Raw genomic sequence first — 16,245 nt, 5'->3', positions numbered from 1 at the left:
ACCATACTAGGTGCTCGTGGGGGTACTGAAACCCGCTCCCACCGGCGCGTTCATCGCCGCCGCCCAGGCCTCGGACAGCGCCCGGATTTCTTCGGAGGGAATTCGTCCGTCCGAACGCATCGTGGCCACGAACATACGACCGTCCGTCCGCTCCTCGATTCGTACCGTCAGCTCGAGGGCGTGCCCGCACGGGACCCGCCGTTCCGTCGGCACCGTCTCGACCCGGACGAGGACGTCGGGCCGGGCCAGCGCCATGAAGGCCGGTGCGGCCTGGGCGTTGAGGTGCCGCAGCAGCGCGTATCCGGAACCGTCGGCGGGTACGGCGTCCAGGGCCGCGGTCACACCGGCCGACACCGCGTCCGGGTCGTCGGTGACGGGAACCCGCACGGGCACACCGACAGCGAACGGACCGACGGTCCGGGTGCAGTCCGGCTCACCGTCGGAGAACCGGCGCGCGTCGCGTTCGACCTCGACGAGCAACTGTGCCGGTGCGGTCTCGCGGACGCGTGCGACGGCGATCGCCAGTGCGGTCACCGCTGCGGCAGCGGGGTCCTGCTCATCGGCCGGACCGGCGGGGACCTCGGCTGTGAACTCGACTGCTGTGACCTCGACTGGTTCGACCGGCTCACCGACAGGGAGCACCGCTGTGCTCAGCGCGGCCCCCGGTGCGAGGACCTGCGCCCAGTGCGCCAGTTCCCCGAGCAGTGCCGGGTCCTGCGCCCGCTCGTTGATCCGGGTCGCGAGTCCCCGCGCGGTGGCGGCGGGCACGGCGACCGCTCCCCCGGTCATCGCCGCGACGAGGTCGGCGGCGAGCACGTCGACGGAGACACCGTCGGCGACGATCGGGTGGACCGCCACCACGAGGCGACCCGTCTGTCCGGTGGTCGGCCATACGGCAGAGAGAACCGGTCCGGCCTCGGGGTCGAGAGTCGCGGCGGCCTCGATGCGGGCCCGCTGCTCGGCGGCAGCGAGATCGGTGGTCTCGACGACCCGCACGGGAACCTCGTCGGCGGGTCGGGTGTCGAGCGACCACAGCACCGACGCCACGCGGGTCAGCCGCATGCGCAGCGCGTCGTGCGCGGCAACTACCGTGCGCAGGGCCCCGGCGACCTGCTCCTCGTCCGCCGGGGTGTCGACGGCGAACACGATCGCCGCACCGGCCGGGTCGGTGCCGGTCTCCCGCAGCGCGTGCACGGACGGCAGCACGGGCACGGGACCGGGCTCCCGCTCGTCCGCGGGACCGGCCGGTTGCTCGACCGCCGCGGCGAACTGTGCGACGGCGGCGAGACCGGCCGGGGTGCGCCACCGGAAGATCTCGCGCGGGCCGAATTCGATGCCCTTGCGGCGCGCGGCCGTGACGACCTGCATCGAGACGATGCTGTCGCCGCCGAGCGCGAAGAAGTCGTCGTCCGGTCCGACGGAGTCGAGACGCAGTGCCTGCGCGAACAATTCGCACAGCGCGGCCTCGGCGGGGGTCTCCGGTTCGCGGCGCGTCGTCGCGGTCGGTTGCGGGTCGGGAAGTGCCCTGCGGTCGAGTTTGCCGTTCGGTCCGAGCGGCAGCGCCTCGAGCACGGTCACGGTCACCGGGACCATGTGGTCGGGCAGGGTCGTCGCGGCGTGTGCGAGCAGATCCGCAGGTTCGACGGTGTGCCCGGACAGGGGCACCACGTAGCCGGCGAGCATGCCGTCGCGCACGACGACGGCGCTCTGCGCGACGTCCGGATGCGCGACCAGCGTCGCCTCGATCTCCCCGAGTTCGATGCGCAGGCCGCGGAGCTTGACCTGGCCGTCGGCGCGGCCGATGTAGTCGAGTTCGAGCCCTTCGCCTCGGTCGCGCCACCGCACGAGGTCGCCGGTGCGGTAGAGCCGCTCCCCCGCGTCGCCGAAGGGGTCGGCGACGAACCGGCCGGCCGTGAGGCCCGCACGCCGGTGGTAGCCGCGGGCGAGCTGGACACCGCCGAGATACAGCTCGCCGACGACGCCCGGCGCCACCGGCCGGAGCCGTTCGTCGAGGACGAGGGTGCGGGTGTTGTCGATCGGCCGTCCGATCGGGACCCACGGAATGTCCTGCGCCGGGATCGGTGCCGCGGTGACGTCGACGGCCGCCTCGGTCGGGCCGTAGAGGTTGTGCAACTCGGCGTCGACGAGGGTGTGGAAGCGGTCGCGGTGGTCGGCGGTCAGCGCCTCACCACTGCAGATCACCCGGTTCGGGCGCAGTGTTCCGTCCTGCTCGGCGGCGAGGACGTCGAGCAGCGCCGCGAGCATCGACGGCACGAAGTGCACCGTGGTGATCGACTGCCGGGCGATCACGTCGCGCAGATAGTGCGGGTCGCGGTGGCCGTCGGCGGTCGCGACGACGAGCGTGGCACCGGTGATCAGCGGCCAGAAGAACTCCCACACCGACACGTCGAATCCGGACGGGGTCTTCTGCAGCACCCGATCCTCGGCGGTGAGGCCGTATTCGTCCTGCATCCACCGCAGCCGGTTCGCGACGGCGCGATGACCGACCACGACACCCTTCGGGGTTCCGGTGGATCCGGAGGTGTAGAGCACATACGCCGCGCGGTCGAGCGGCATCGCGGTCGGTAGCGTGACCGGATCTTCGGGATCGAAACCGGCGGAACCGGATTCGTCGACCTCGAGCACCGGCACGCCGGAGCCGAAGGACATGGCAGTACCGGTCGCCGCGACAACCGCCACGGGCTGCGCATCGGCGAGCATGTACGCGAGTCGCTCGGCGGGGTAGTTCTCGTCGAGCGGAAGATAGGCCGCGCCGACTCGGTGGATCGCGAGCAGGGCGACCACGAGTGCGGTGCTGCGCGGGATCGCCACGGCCACCACGGCATCGATACCGACCCCGGGCACCGCACGCAGGTGTCCGGCCAGGGCGGCGACGGCACGGTCGAGTTCGGCGTAGCTCCATCGTCTTCCGGTGGTGTCGTCGACGAGCGCGAGGCCGTCCGGTGTCGCAGCGACCTGCTGCGAGAACAACTCGGGGATCGTGCGATCCGGACCGTTGCCGCGGACCGTGCCGATCTCCGCTGCAGCCAATGCCTTCCGATCGTCGGCGGTGAGCACGCTCAACTGCGACAGCGAGGTGTCGGGATCCGCCGCGATCTCGGAGAGCAGGGCCGTGAGCCGCTGCGCGAATCCGTCGACGGTGTCGCGGTCGAACAGATCGGTCGCGTACTCGATGCGCCCGCGGATCCCGCCGTCGTCGGTCTCGGCGAGGTCGAAGGTCAGGTCGAACTTCGACGTGCCGGTCTCGACGAAGACCGGTTCGGCGTCGAGTCCGGGCATGCGGATCTCGTCGAGGCGGTCGCGGTATTGCACCATGATCTGGAACAGCGGCTGCCGCGCGAGCGACCGTGCCGGGGCGAGTCGTTCGACGAGCACCTCGAACGGCAGGTCCTGGTGCGCGTAGGCGTCGAGATCCACCTCCCGGACCCGCGCGAGCAGGTCGCGGACCGTGGGGTCACCGGACAGGTCGGTGCGCAGCACGAGCGTGTTGACGAAGAAGCCGACGATCCGGTCGAGGGCGGCGTCGGGACGCCCCGCGACGGGAGTGCCGACCACGATGTCGTCGCCGGCGCCGTGCGCGCGCAGCAGTGCCGCGACGACGGCGTGGGTGAGCATGAACATCGTCGCGCCGGATCCGGCGGCAATGTCGGCGAGTGCTTCGCGGGTCCGCGGGTCGACGGTGAACGGGACGGCGCCGCCGCGGTAGCTGCTGACCGCGCCGCGCGGCCGGTCGTGCGGGACGGCGAGTTCCTCGGGTGCGCCGTCGAGGACGCGCGCCCAGTACTCGGTCTGGGCTTCACGCAGAGACTCGTCCCCGGTACCGAGACGTTCGTCCTGCCAGAGGGTGAAGTCCCGGTACTGCACCGGCAGCGGCGCCGGTGCGGGCGCCCCGGTGGTCAGGTGCGCGTACCAGGCCGACAGATCGGCGACCAGCGGCGTGGCGGACCACTCGTCGGCGGCGATGTGGTGCACGAGCACCATCAGGTGCGCGTCGTCGGGAGCGGTGCGCACGAGGGTCGCGCGGATCGGCAGATCGTGGGCGAGGTCGAACGGGAGGCCCGCCTCCTCGGCGAGCAGCGCGTCGAGATCCGCCGGGGCGGCGTCGACGATCCGCAGGTCGACGGTGCAGTCCTCGGCGGGCAGCACCCGCTGGTAGCCGATCTGTTCGACGTCGTCCTCGTCCGGTTCGGTGAACACCGTGCGCAGCGTGTCGTGCCCGGCGATCAGGTGCTGCAGGGCACCCCGCAGGGCGTCGACGTCGAGCGCGCCGCGCAGCCGCATCGTGTACGGGATGTTGTAGGTCGCCGACGCGCCTTCGAGGCGGAAGAGGAACCACAGCCGACGCTGCGCCGCCGACATCGGGACGAGCTCGGCGTGGTCGCGGCGCACCAGCTCCGGTCCGGCGAGGGTGGCCGGGACGGTCGCCGCGAGCCGTGCGGGGGTGCGCAGGTCGAAGATGTCCCGGATCGACGGGTTCCGGCCGGTGCGCACGCGCAGCGCCGCGGACAGACGTGTCGCGAGGAGCGAATTGCCGCCGAGGGCGAAGAAGTCGTCGTCGGGGCCCACGTGCGGGACTCCGAGGAGTTCGGCGAGAACCTCGCACACGACGCGTTCGTCGTCGGTGGCCTCGCGCGTGCTGTGGCTCTGTGCGGGATCGGGCAGGGCCGCGCGGTCGACCTTGCCGTTGGGCAGGGTCGGCATGGCATCGAGCACGGCGAAGACCGTGGGAATCATGTAGTCCGGCACCACGGTCCGCAGATGGTCCTGCAGGTCGGTGGCCGACGGACGCGGCGCGGCCGGATCGGCGACGACGTAACCGACGAGCAGATCGGTCCCGGACGCCGACGACCGCACGGTGACCAGGGCCGCGGTCACCGCCGGGTGCCGCAGCAATGCGGCCTCGACCTCGCCGGGTTCGATGCGGAAACCGCGCAGGCTCAGCTGATGGTCGGCGCGCGAGACGAATTCGAGCTCTCCGGAGGGGTTGCGCCGCACCAGGTCCCCGGTGCGGAAGAGCCGTGTGCCGCTCCCGGCGGGGTCGGCGACGAACCGCGCCGCGGTCAGGTCCGGACGGCCGAGATAGCCGCGGGCGGATTGCACTCCCCCCACATGGAGTTCGCCGGTCACTCCGTCCGGGACGGGACGCAGGTGCCGGTCGAGGATGCGCGCGGTCACGCCGTCGACGGGGGCACCGATGCGGACCCGGTCGACATCGGCGCTCGGGGCCGTCCAGATCGTGACGTCGCCGGCGACCTCCGACGAGCCGTACGAGTTGATCACCCGCGCGTCCGGTAGCGAGGCGATCACGCTCGTGCCGAGCGGTTCTCCGCTGAGGAACCACGTGTCGACGAGTTCTGCGGCCTCGGGGCGCAGGGCGGCGAGGGTCTCGGCGAGGCTCGGCACCGCGGTGAGCATCCGGACCCGATGCCGGACGACGAGATCGGCGAGGGCCTCGGCGTCGCGGGAGGCCGCGTCGCCGGCGAGGATCATCGTCGCGCCGGAGAGCAGACCGGTGAACAGTTCGGTGGATCCGTCGATGAAGCTCAGTGAGCTCTTGGCCAGGCGCACGTCGTCGCCGGACGGACGGACGCGTGCCGCCTGCCAGGCCAACCGGTTCGCCAGCGCCGCAGCGGTTCCCACGACACCCTTGGGCACACCCGTCGAGCCGGAGGTGTAGACGACGTACGACCCGTCCGCCGAGTGCAGCGGCCGGGTGCGGTCGAGATCGGTGACCGGCGCGTCGGAGTGGCCCTGCGCCGCCTCGGTCAGTGCGGTGAGGGTGAACTGCGGTGCGTCGCCGGGCACGGCACCGTCCGTATCGACGAGGACGAGATCGGGTGCGGCGTCGGTGAGCATGAACTCGATGCGCGCCGGCGGGTACGACAGGTCGACGGGCAGGTAGGCGGCACCGGAGACGACAACGGCGGCCAGGGCGACCACGGCGGCGCCGGACCGTGCCGCCGCGACCGCGACGACACTGCCGGGGCCGATGCCCCGCTCGGCGAGTGCACGAGCCGAACGGTGTACGCGCGCCCCGAATTCCCGATAGCTCAGGGTCTCGGTACCGAACACGAGCGCCGAGCGCTCCGGGTGGGCGGCGAAGGCCACCTCGAGCAGGTCCGGCAGCAGCTGCGTGGTGGCGGGCACCGCGGCGGCGGTGTCGGCGGCGCGCTCGTCGTCGGTGCGCACGTCGATCGCCGAGAGCTGTCGCGGTTCGGGGCCGGCGAAGGCCGCGAGCACCGACAGCAGACGCTGCCCGAGGGTCCGTACGCTCGTACGGTCGTAGAGGTCCTCGGCGTACTCGAAGCGGATCGACAGACCGTCGGTGGCGTCGAGGAAGTCGACGGTGAGATCGAACTTCGACGTGCCGGTGGACAGATACGACACGGTCGCGGTGGTGTCCCCGATCTGCGGCACGGCGGGTTCGGTGCGGTACTGCACCATCGTCTGGAAGAGCGGGTGCCGGGCGAGCGACGGGGTGACACCGACGGCGTCGACCACCTCGTCGAAGGGCACTTCCTGGTGGGCCAGCGCGGCGAGGTCGGCGCGCCGTACACGTGTCAGGATCTCGGCGGTGTCGGGATCACCGGACAGGTCGGTGCGCAGAGCGACGGTGTCGACGAAGAAGCCGACGATGTCCTCGAGTCCGCTGTCGGCACGACCCGCGACGGGCGCGCCGAGCACGATGTCGTCGCCCGCCCCGAGAGCGGTGAACAGGGCGGCCACAGCGGCGTGGGTGAGCATGAACATGCTCGCCCCGGAACGGGCGCACGTATCCCTCAGGGCCGCAGACAGTTCCGAATCCACCTGCACGTACACCTCGCCGCCGCGGTGACTCGGCACCGCCGGTCGCGGACGGTCGTGCGGCAGGGCGAGTTCCTCGGGCGCCCCGGCGAGGGTGGAACGCCAGAACGCAAGGTCGCGGTCGCGCAGCGCGGCGGCGGCCGGGTCGTCGGCGAGACCACGCTGCCACACCGCGAAGTCCGCGTACTGGGGGCGCGGCGTTCCGTCGGGCACACGCCCCTCCGCGAGATCGGCGTAGGCGACGGCGAGGTCGGCGAAGACCGTCTCGGCCGACCACTCGTCGCCGGCGATGTGGTGCACGACGAGCAGCAGCACCGCGTCGTCCGGTGCTCGTCGCACGAGATGCGCACGGAACGGACGGTCCTGTGCAAGATCGAAGGGCGCCCGCGCGGCCGCGTCGAGAAGCGCCTCGGCGTTCCCGTCGCGCGCCTCCGCGACCTGCAGGATCGTCGACGGAGCGTCGATGACGACCTGCACGGGCTCACCGTCGACGACGTCCACGACGGTGCGCAGCACTTCGTGCCGGGTGACGACGTGCACCAATGCGCGGTCGAGCAGGTCGGCGTCGAGCCGACCGCGCAGGTCGAGGGCGAAGGGGATGTTGTAGGTCGGCGACGGCCCCTGGGCCCGGTCGAGGAACCACAGGCGTTGCTGGGCCGACGACAACGGGATCCGCGCCGGTCGCGGCCCTGCGACGAAGCGGGGACGTGCCGGGCTCGCGCCGTCGACCACCACCGCCAGCCCGGCCACGGTGGGAGCGTCGAAGACGTCGCGCAGCGATACCTCGACGTCCAGCGCCGAGCGGATCCGTGCGACGAGACGGGTGGCGGACAGCGACGTCCCGCCGAGGGTGAAGAAGTCGGCGTCGACACCGACGGCCGGGAGCCCGAGCAGGTCGGCGAAGACGCCCGCGAGGGTGTGTTCGGTGGCGGTCTCGGGATCGCGGCCGGTGTCGGGGGCGCCGATCTCCGGGGTGGGCAGGGCCTTGCGGTCGACCTTGAGATTCGCGGTGAGCGGGAACTCGTCGAGCACGACCGTCACGGACGGCACCATGTACTCGGGCAGACGCGTGCGGAGGAAGTCGTGCAGCGCCGCGGTATCGACGTCGGTGCCGGTCACGTAGCCCACGAGGCGCGCCGCGCCGGTGGCGTCGGGCCGGGCGACCACGACGGCCTGCGTCACACCGGAGAATTGCGTTGCAGCGGTTTCGATCTCACCGAGTTCGATGCGGTGGCCACGAACCTTGACCTGGTCGTCTCCGCGTCCGAGGTACTGCAGGGTGCCGTCGGCGGTCCAGCGCACGAGATCACCCGTGCGGTACATCCGGCCGGCGCCGAAGGGGTCGGCGACGAAGCGGGTCGCGGTGAGGCCGGGGCGGCCGCGGTAGCCGCGCGCGAGTTGCTGCCCCACGACGTACAGCTCACCGGCCGCGCCGACCGGCACGGGCTGCAACTGCCGGTCGAGCACGCGCACACCGGTTCCCGGATAGGGGCGTCCCACCGACCCCGTCCACGGAAGATCCGGCGCGACCGGGGCGGAGGTGCACCACACCGTCGCCTCGGTGGGGCCGTACATGTTGACGACCGAACGCGCTCGCGCGGCGAGGGTTCCCGCCAGGGCGGCGGGCAGGGCCTCGCCGCCGACGAGCACGTCCGCACCTGCGAGGTCCGGACCGTCGTGCTCGACGATCGCGCCCCACAGCGACGGCGTGGCCTGGATGCAGTTCACCGACTCGGTGCCGGCGAGCACGGCGATGGCCGCCGGATCGCGCGCGTCGTCGTCACCCGCGAGCACCACGGCCCCGCCGCGGCACAACGGCACGATCAGTTCGAGCACCGAGATGTCGAACGACAGGGTGGTCAGGGCGAGAAGCCGGGTGTGCGTGCCGATTCCGACGAGATCGGTCGCCGCGTCGACGAAGCGGGCGAGTGCGCCGCGCGAGAGGACGACGCCCTTCGGCCGCCCGGTCGACCCCGAGGTGTAGATGACGTAGGCGGACTGCCCGGGGGTGGGCCGCCCGGCAGGTGCGGTGGCGACGGGGGAGTCGTCGCGCCAGTGCAGGGCGCCGTCGCGGAAGATCGCCGTGGCGGCCGGGGTCGACGTGCCGAGACGGTCGGCGAAGTCGTCGGTGGTGAGCAGGATCGCCGGTCGCGCGTCGTCGAGCATGTACTCGAGTCGCTCGGCGGGGAAGGCCGGATCGAGCGGCAGGTACGCCGCGCCCGTCCGCAGCACGGCGAGAAGTGCGACCACCATGTCGGCGGTGCGCGGCAGCGCGAGCGCGACCGTCACCTCCCGTCCCGCACCGGCCCGCGCGAGTTCGTCCGCGACGGAGCCGATGCGCGCGTCGAGTTCGGCGTACGTGAGGCGTTCGGCGCCGGCGACGAGCGCGGGCGCGGCACCGGTCGCGGCCACCTGCGCGTCGAACAGTTCCATCGCGTCGGGCAGGACGGATTCGGAGACGGCCCCGTGCCAACGGGTTTCGAGTTCGGCGCGGAAATCGGGGTCGAGCAGGTCCGCGTGGGCGAGGGGGCGTTCGTCCGCCTCCTCACGGGCGGCGAAGGCGAGCAGTCGCGCGATGGCCGCGGCGTGCCCGGCCACCTCCTCGGGGGTGTATCTGTCGGCGTCGGCGTCGAGGGTCAGTTCGAGTGCGCGGGTGCTGTCGACGCGACGGGCGACCACTGCGAGGTCGTGGACAGGACCGCGGGCGAGCGAGTGCACGGTGGCGGTCGCGTCACCGAACCGCACGGTGTCGCCGAACGGCTTGATGTTGACGGTCGGGCCCACCGGTCCGGGACCGGTCGCGGGCAGACGCAGGTCGCGGAGGATGTCCTCGCCCCGGTAGCGGCTGTGGCGCCCTTGTGCAGCGACGGTGGCGCGCACGTCGGCGGCGAGCGCCGCGAGGCTCGCCTCCGGGGCGACCGCGAGGCGGAGGGGCACGACGTTGACGGCGGTGGTGAGCACCTTCGCGGCGACGCTGCCCATCCGGTTCATGGCCGGGAAGCCGAGCACCACGTCGCGGACGCCGGTGACGCGGGTGAGATAGGCGGCGGTCGCGGCGGTGACGAGATCGGGCCAACCCACTCCGGCGCGCCGTGCCGCTGCGTCGAGTGCTTCGGCGACGTCCCCGGGGATCTGCACCGATTCGGTGACCACCGCGCGGGCGAGCGAGGACGCGGCCGGCACCGCGGTCTCCGCGAGGCCCAGCGCGTCCGGGGCGCCGTGCAGCGTCTCGGTCCAGAAGTCGCGGTCGGCGGTGATGCGGTCGCTGCTGCGGTATTCGTCGTCCTCGGCGACGACCTGCGCGATGGAACCGAAGGTCGCGGGCGGGACGTCCTCGTCGCGGAGGATCGCGGTGTACACGGCGACGATACGGCGTTCGAGCAGGCTGTAGCCGTAGACGTCGAGCAGTGCGTGGTGGGCGCGCAGGAACAGCAGCACGCGGTCCGGCCCGAGGACGAACACCTGGGCTCCGATGCCGGCTCCGGTCGCCGGATCCATCGGTACTCGCAGGATCGCGCGCATCGTGTCGACGGCGGTCCGCCGCGGGTCGGCGTCGGCGGTGAGGTCGGTGACCTCGACCTCCGGCGCCGGATGGGCATCGGGGAACTGGACGGGCATCTCGTCGACGACGGCGATCCGGGCGCGCAGTTCGGGGGACTCGGTGAAGACGGTGTGGACGGCGCGGGCGAGGACATCCGGATCGATTGCGCCGTCGATCTCGAGGAAGTGCCCGGTGACGGGAGTCGGGTTCGACGGGTCGATCGTCTGCGCGAACCACATCCCCGCTTGGGCAGCGGTCAGGGGCAGAGGCACGATCGATTCCACGGGTACTCCTCGACATTCCTGGACCCGCCCCCTCGGATCCACCCCTCCGTCCGGATATAGTTAGGGCCGCCTAACCATACCAGCAGCGACGCGCCCGCCCGAAAGTCCGGCCGGTCCCGTCCGGAAGGAGCTCACCATGCCGGTGACGACGCCCCCGACCCGCGTCTCCCTGCCCATCGTCCTGCGGCGCCTGACCGTGCTCCGCGCGGTGGACGTGACACCGCGGATGCGTCGGATCACCCTGGGCGGTGAGCAACTCGGCGCCTTCCGCAGCGGCGACTACGACGCCCCGGCATTCACCACCGAGGGCGCGGACGACTACGTCAAGATCTTCCTGCCCGAACCCGGCAGCGACACCCCGGCCCTGCCCGAGCAGCACGACGGGCACCTGCACTGGCCCCGCAAACCTGCGCCCGTGGCCCGTGCCTACACGGTGCGTCGGTTCGACCCCGTCGCCGGGGAGCTCGATCTGGACTTCGTCCTGCACGGCCACGGCCCGGCCGGAAACTGGGCCCGCACCGCCGAACCCGGCAGCGTGCTCCACCTCGCGGGACCCAAGGTCGCGATCATCCCGCCGCAGGGCGCCGACTGGTGGCTGCTCGCCGGCGACGAGACCGCGCTCCCCGCGCTGGGACGCTTCGTCGAGACCTACGGCGGCACGGTGCCGATGCACGTCTTCGCGCTGGTCGACGGTCCGCAGGAGGAACAGTCCGATCTCGCGGGTGTGACGTGGGTGCACCGCCGACCCGGGGTCTCCGACGCCACCGTGCTCGCCGAGGCCGTCGAGTCGGGTGCGCCGCGTGGCGGTGAGGGCTGGATGTGGATCGCCGGTGAGGCATTGATCGTTAAGGAACTGCGCGCCGTGTCGAAGCGGCTCGGCATCGCCAAGCCGATGCTCGACGCGTCGGGTTACTGGCGCAGCCCCGAGTCCGATCGCCCGCTGGCCCGCCTGCGGCTGCTGCGCGAGCAGGCCGTCGAGACCCTCGAGGCGCGCCGTCGCGGCACCACCTAGCGAGAAACGATTTCGGTGGATCGGTCCCCGCTGAGCGGGGCTCGATCCACCGAAGTCGTATCCGGGTCAGCGCAGCGATGCGGTGAGTTCTTCGGTCTCGCGGTCGCGGCGACGCGCTGACGCGGTGATCGACTCGATCAGTGCATCCGTGGTCTCGACCCGGCCGACCCGCTTGGCGACGTACTGCAGTGCCATCAGGTGTTCGTCGCGGGAGAAGTCGGCGGTGGCGTCGAGGGCCATGAACGGCGCCACGTCGCTCATGAAGGCGTCGGCGGCACTGAGCATGCAGCCCATGTGCGCGTAGACGCCGGTGACGATGAGCTGGTCGCGGCCGTTGTGCGCGAGCAGCTGACGGAAGTCTGTGCGCTGGAACGCCGAGTAGCGCCACTTGGTGACCTGGATGTCGTCCGGGCCGGGGGTCAGTTCGTCGATGACCTCGGTGTCGCGACCCGTGCTCAGCCCGACGCCCCAGAAGTCGGCGAGGATGCCGCGACGCGACGGATGCTGGTCGCCGGGCTGCATCGTGTAGACGACGGGGATACCGGCGGCCAGGCACGCCTCGCGGAGGCGGACGATGTTGGGCACCACGGTCGCGAGGGGTTCGGCATCGCGCCGGTAGGCGTCGATGAAGTACTTCTGCATGTCGTGGATCAGCAGTGCACAGCGGGACGTATCGATCGTCCAGTCCACCCGAGCAGCGGGAATCTCGTCGCCGGTGGGCAACTCGTACGGATCGATGCTCGGGATGGCCATGCGACTTCCTTCTGCGGTTCGGGGTACGCGTGCGGTCACCGACAGCGTCGGCATGTGTAGGCTACCCTAACCAACCCTGCGGTGGGATGTCTCGTCCCCGGATACGCGAGCGGCCCGCACCGGAGATCGGTGCGGGCCGCTCGGCGACAGCAGAAGAACCGTCAGATCAGACGCCAGTCCTCGAGGCCCTCGTACAGCGGCACGGACTGCGCCAGGGCGCTCACGCGGGTGCGCAGCGACTCGGCGTCGGCGCCACCGATGAGCGTCTGCGCGATGATCTCGGCGACCTCGGTGAACTGCTCGTCGCCGAAACCTCGGGTCGCGAGCGCCGGGGTGCCGATGCGCAGGCCCGAGGTCACCATCGGAGGACGCGGATCGAAGGGCACGGCGTTGCGGTTGACAGTGATGCCGACCTCGTGGAGAGCATCCTCACCCTGCTGGCCGTCGAGCTGCGAGTTGCGCAGGTCGACGAGGACCAGGTGCACGTCGGTGCCGCCGGTGAGCACCGAGATGCCCTTGTCGGCGACATCGGACTGCGACAGGCGATCGGCGATGATCCGGGCACCGGAGAGAGTGCGCTGCTGACGGTCCTTGAACTCGTCGCTCGCGGCGATCTTCAGCGCGACGGCCTTCGCGGCGATCGCGTGCATGAGCGGGCCGCCCTGCTGGCCGGGGAAGACGGCCGAGTTGATCTTCTTCGCCCATTCCTGCTTGGCGAGGATCAGGCCGGAACGCGGGCCACCGAGGGTCTTGTGCACCGTGGTGGAGACGACGTCGGCGTAGGGCACGGGCGACGGGTGCACACCCGCGGCGACCAGACCGGCGAAGTGCGCCATGTCGACCCACAGGTAGGCACCGACCTCGTCGGCGATGGAGCGGAAGGCGGCGAAGTCCTCGTGGCGCGGGTAGGCGGACCAGCCGGCGACGATGACCTTCGGCTTCTCGCGCAGCGCGATGTCGCGGACCTCGTCCATGTCGATGCGGTGGTCGTCCTTGCTGACCCCGTAGGACGCGACGTCGTACAGCTTGCCGGAGAAGTTGAGCTTCATGCCGTGCGTGAGGTGACCGCCGTGCGCGAGGTCGAGACCGAGCAGCTTCTCGCCGGGGGTCATCAGCGCCATGAGCACCGCCGCGTTCGCCTGCGCACCCGAGTGCGGCTGGACGTTCGCGAAATCGGCGCCGAAGAGCTCCTTGGCGCGGTTACGGGCGAGGTCCTCGACGACGTCGACGTTCTCGCAGCCGCCGTAGTAGCGACGGCCGGGGTAACCCTCGGCGTACTTGTTGGTCAGGACGCTGCCCTGGGCCTGGAGGACGGCGCGCGGCACGAAGTTCTCCGACGCGATCATCTCGAGCGTGTCGCGCTGACGCGACAGCTCACCGGCCATGGCCTCGGCGACCTCGGGGTCGAGGTCGTTCAGTGCGGCAGTGTTCACGTCGGCGCCGGGCGCAGCGGTCATCGAGGTTTCTCCAAGCAGAGGGCGTCAGGGATACGACCTCCAGTCTACGAAGGCCGTCTACCGCTCCGGAAGCCGGTCCCCGAGCGACCTGCGGTTCACCGCAGGCTGCTGGGCACCAGGGGCTCGTCGAGCAGGCGCCGGAAACGGTCGGCGCGCTCGGCTCCGGCCGGAACCTGTTCGAGCCAGCCGCCGAGAAGCCGGTAACCCTCGACGTAGGTGCTGATGTAGGCGCGCCACAACGGCGACGACAGGAACCGCAGCGACTGCCGGGCACGTTCGGGGCTCGACAGCGACCAGCGCTGCAGGAATTCCACGACCTCGTCGTGGCTGCGCCCGCGGTCGTGGAGCAGCAGCGCGGCGTCCTGCCGCACCGAGAGCAACTGCTCGGACGCCTCGGACAGTTGTTCGGCCAGTTCGCCGTCGAACCATAGCCCGAGATCGGCGTAGATCTCCTGCGCCCACGCCCCCCAACCCGGGCCGACGATCGCTTCGAGCGCGAGATCGGCGAGCCCTTCCGCCATGAGGCACTGCGGGGTGTTGACGAGGAACAACGTCTGCTCGGCCTGACCGCCGGCGACGAGACCGGCCTCCTTGCGGCAGTGCTCGGTGTGGTGCCCGGGATACGCCTCGTGCGCGATCAGCCGCGGCAGGTGGGCCATCGTCTGTTCGAGATCGGAGTTGATCGCGACCCGCGAACGGTAGTCGCCGAGGTAGTAGTTGAAGCCCGACCACGGCTTGTCGCCGACGACCTCGTACTCGACACGCTCGGTGTCGGGCAACGGGTAGACCGCCCGCACTTTCTCCCGCAGAGCGCTCGAGAACGCCTCGACGCATTCGGCGAGACGATCGGCGGGGATCACCTCGGACTTGCGGTGGGCCTGCATCCGTTCGGTGAGCGATCCGGTGCCGGGCAGCAACGCATCGAGGCGACGGTGCGCGTCGCGGTAGGTGTCCTCGTCGCCGGGCGCGATGCGGACGTCGAAGTACGCCTCGACCTCGTCGACGAAACCGATCTCCTCCCCCGCGAACTTGCGGGCCGAGCAGTCGAGGGCACGCAGATGCACGTCGAGGAAACGGGTGCGCTCGTCGGACAATGCCGCACCGGGAAGTTCGTCCCGCAGGCGTCGCGCGGTGTGTGATAGATCACGGGGATCGGGAGTCGGGGCGTTCTCGACCTTCCGCCGCAGCGCGGGATCGCCGGTGTAGGCATCGACGAACCCTTCCTCGAGCCGGTCGAAAGACAGGCCCAGCAGCAGATATTCGTTCACGAAGTCGTCGGCTCCCATACCGGACGAGCCTAGTCGCTCGTCGGCGACCCGACACGGGAGAACCCGCCGCAGTGGGGACCCCGGGGAGGCATCCGCCTGTGTCAGCGAGCACAATCCGTTACATGGACATGCAACGCCGCATCCGCCGCGCCACCGGGAAGCCGTGCCGATGGCTCGTCTGAACGAACCGAGCCCGTATGTCGAGTTCGACCGCAAGCAGTGGCGGACGCTGCGGAAGTCGACTCCCCTCGTCCTCACCGAGGACGAACTCATCGGGCTTCGGGGCCTGGGCGAGCAGATCGACCTCGCGGAGGTCGCGGAGGTGTACCTCCCCCTCGCCCGGTTGATCCACCTGCAGGTCGCAGCGAAGCAGCGGTTGTTCGCCGCGACCGCAACCTTCCTCGGGGAGAAGCATCCCGATCAGCAGGTGCCGTTCGTGATCGGTGTGGCCGGTTCGGTGGCGGTCGGCAAGTCCACCACGGCCCGTGTGCTGCAGGCGTTGCTGGCACGCTGGGACCACCACCCGCGGGTGGATCTCGTGACCACCGACGGTTTCCTCTACCCCACCAAGGAACTGGTGCGGCGCAACATCATGCACCGCAAGGGTTTTCCCGAGAGCTACGACCGACGCAAACTGCTGCGGTTCGTCACCGAGGTCAAGTCGGGGGCGGAAGAGGTTGCGGCGCCGATCTACTCCCACATCTCGTACGACATCATCCCGGGTCAGTACCACATCGTGCGACAGCCGGACATCCTCATCATCGAGGGCCTGAACGTCCTCCAGACCGGTCCGCGACTGATGGTCTCCGACCTGTTCGACTTCTCGATCTACGTCGACGCGCGTATCGAGGACATCGAGAAGTGGTACGTGGAACGCTTTCTCGCGCTACGCAAGACGTCCTTCGCGGATCCCGAGGCGCACTTCCACCACTACGCGAACCTGTCGGACCGGGACGCGATGAGTGCCGCGAAGGAGATCTGGCACTCGATCAACCTGCCGAACCTGGTCGAGAACATCCTGCCGACGCGTCCCCGCGCGACCCTGGTCCTGCGCAAGGACTCGGATCACGCCATCAACCGGCTCCGGTTGCGCAAGCTCTGACGC

General features: G+C 70.8%; 6 protein-coding genes. 2 read left to right on the top strand and 4 right to left on the bottom strand.

Annotated features, from left to right (window positions below; genetic code table 11):
* Positions 1-6: 6 nt before the first annotated feature.
* A complete protein-coding gene (locus CKW34_RS05795) occupies positions 7-10,650 on the bottom strand; it encodes a non-ribosomal peptide synthetase (RefSeq protein WP_064059818.1) in 10,644 nt (3,547 codons plus the stop codon).
* A gap of 136 nt (positions 10,651-10,786) precedes the next feature.
* On the opposite strand from CKW34_RS05795, the gene CKW34_RS05790 reads away from it, so the two are divergent.
* A complete protein-coding gene (locus CKW34_RS05790; RefSeq protein ID WP_059381577.1) occupies positions 10,787-11,662 on the top strand; it encodes a siderophore-interacting protein in 876 nt (291 codons plus the stop codon).
* A gap of 66 nt (positions 11,663-11,728) precedes the next feature.
* Here CKW34_RS05790 and CKW34_RS05785 read toward each other — a convergent pair whose 3' ends face one another.
* The 3 genes from CKW34_RS05785 to CKW34_RS05775 all read right to left on the bottom strand — a co-directional run bounded on the left by CKW34_RS05785 (position 11,729) and on the right by CKW34_RS05775 (position 15,158).
* On the bottom strand, positions 11,729-12,415 hold the full coding sequence (locus CKW34_RS05785; protein WP_059381578.1) for an isochorismatase family protein: 687 nt from the start codon (positions 12,413-12,415) through the stop codon (positions 11,729-11,731).
* A 161-nt stretch (positions 12,416-12,576) separates the two neighbouring features.
* Entirely contained in the window at positions 12,577-13,872 is a 1,296-nt protein-coding gene (glyA, locus tag CKW34_RS05780) for a serine hydroxymethyltransferase (RefSeq protein ID WP_059381579.1), read from the bottom strand.
* Positions 13,873-13,967: 95 nt separating this feature from the next.
* Entirely contained in the window at positions 13,968-15,158 is a 1,191-nt protein-coding gene (locus CKW34_RS05775; RefSeq protein ID WP_059381580.1) for a hypothetical protein, read from the bottom strand.
* 151 nt (positions 15,159-15,309) lie between these two features.
* Between CKW34_RS05775 and coaA the strand changes: the two genes are divergently transcribed.
* On the top strand, positions 15,310-16,242 hold the full coding sequence (gene coaA, locus CKW34_RS05770; protein WP_059381581.1) for a type I pantothenate kinase: 933 nt from the start codon (positions 15,310-15,312) through the stop codon (positions 16,240-16,242).
* Positions 16,243-16,245 lie beyond the last annotated feature (3 nt).

This window comes from Rhodococcus rhodochrous (assembly GCF_900187265.1).
Lineage (GTDB): Bacteria > Actinomycetota > Actinomycetes > Mycobacteriales > Mycobacteriaceae > Rhodococcus > Rhodococcus rhodochrous.
Note: the sequence above shows the minus strand (reverse complement) of the source record. Positions and strands in the feature narration are given on the sequence as shown.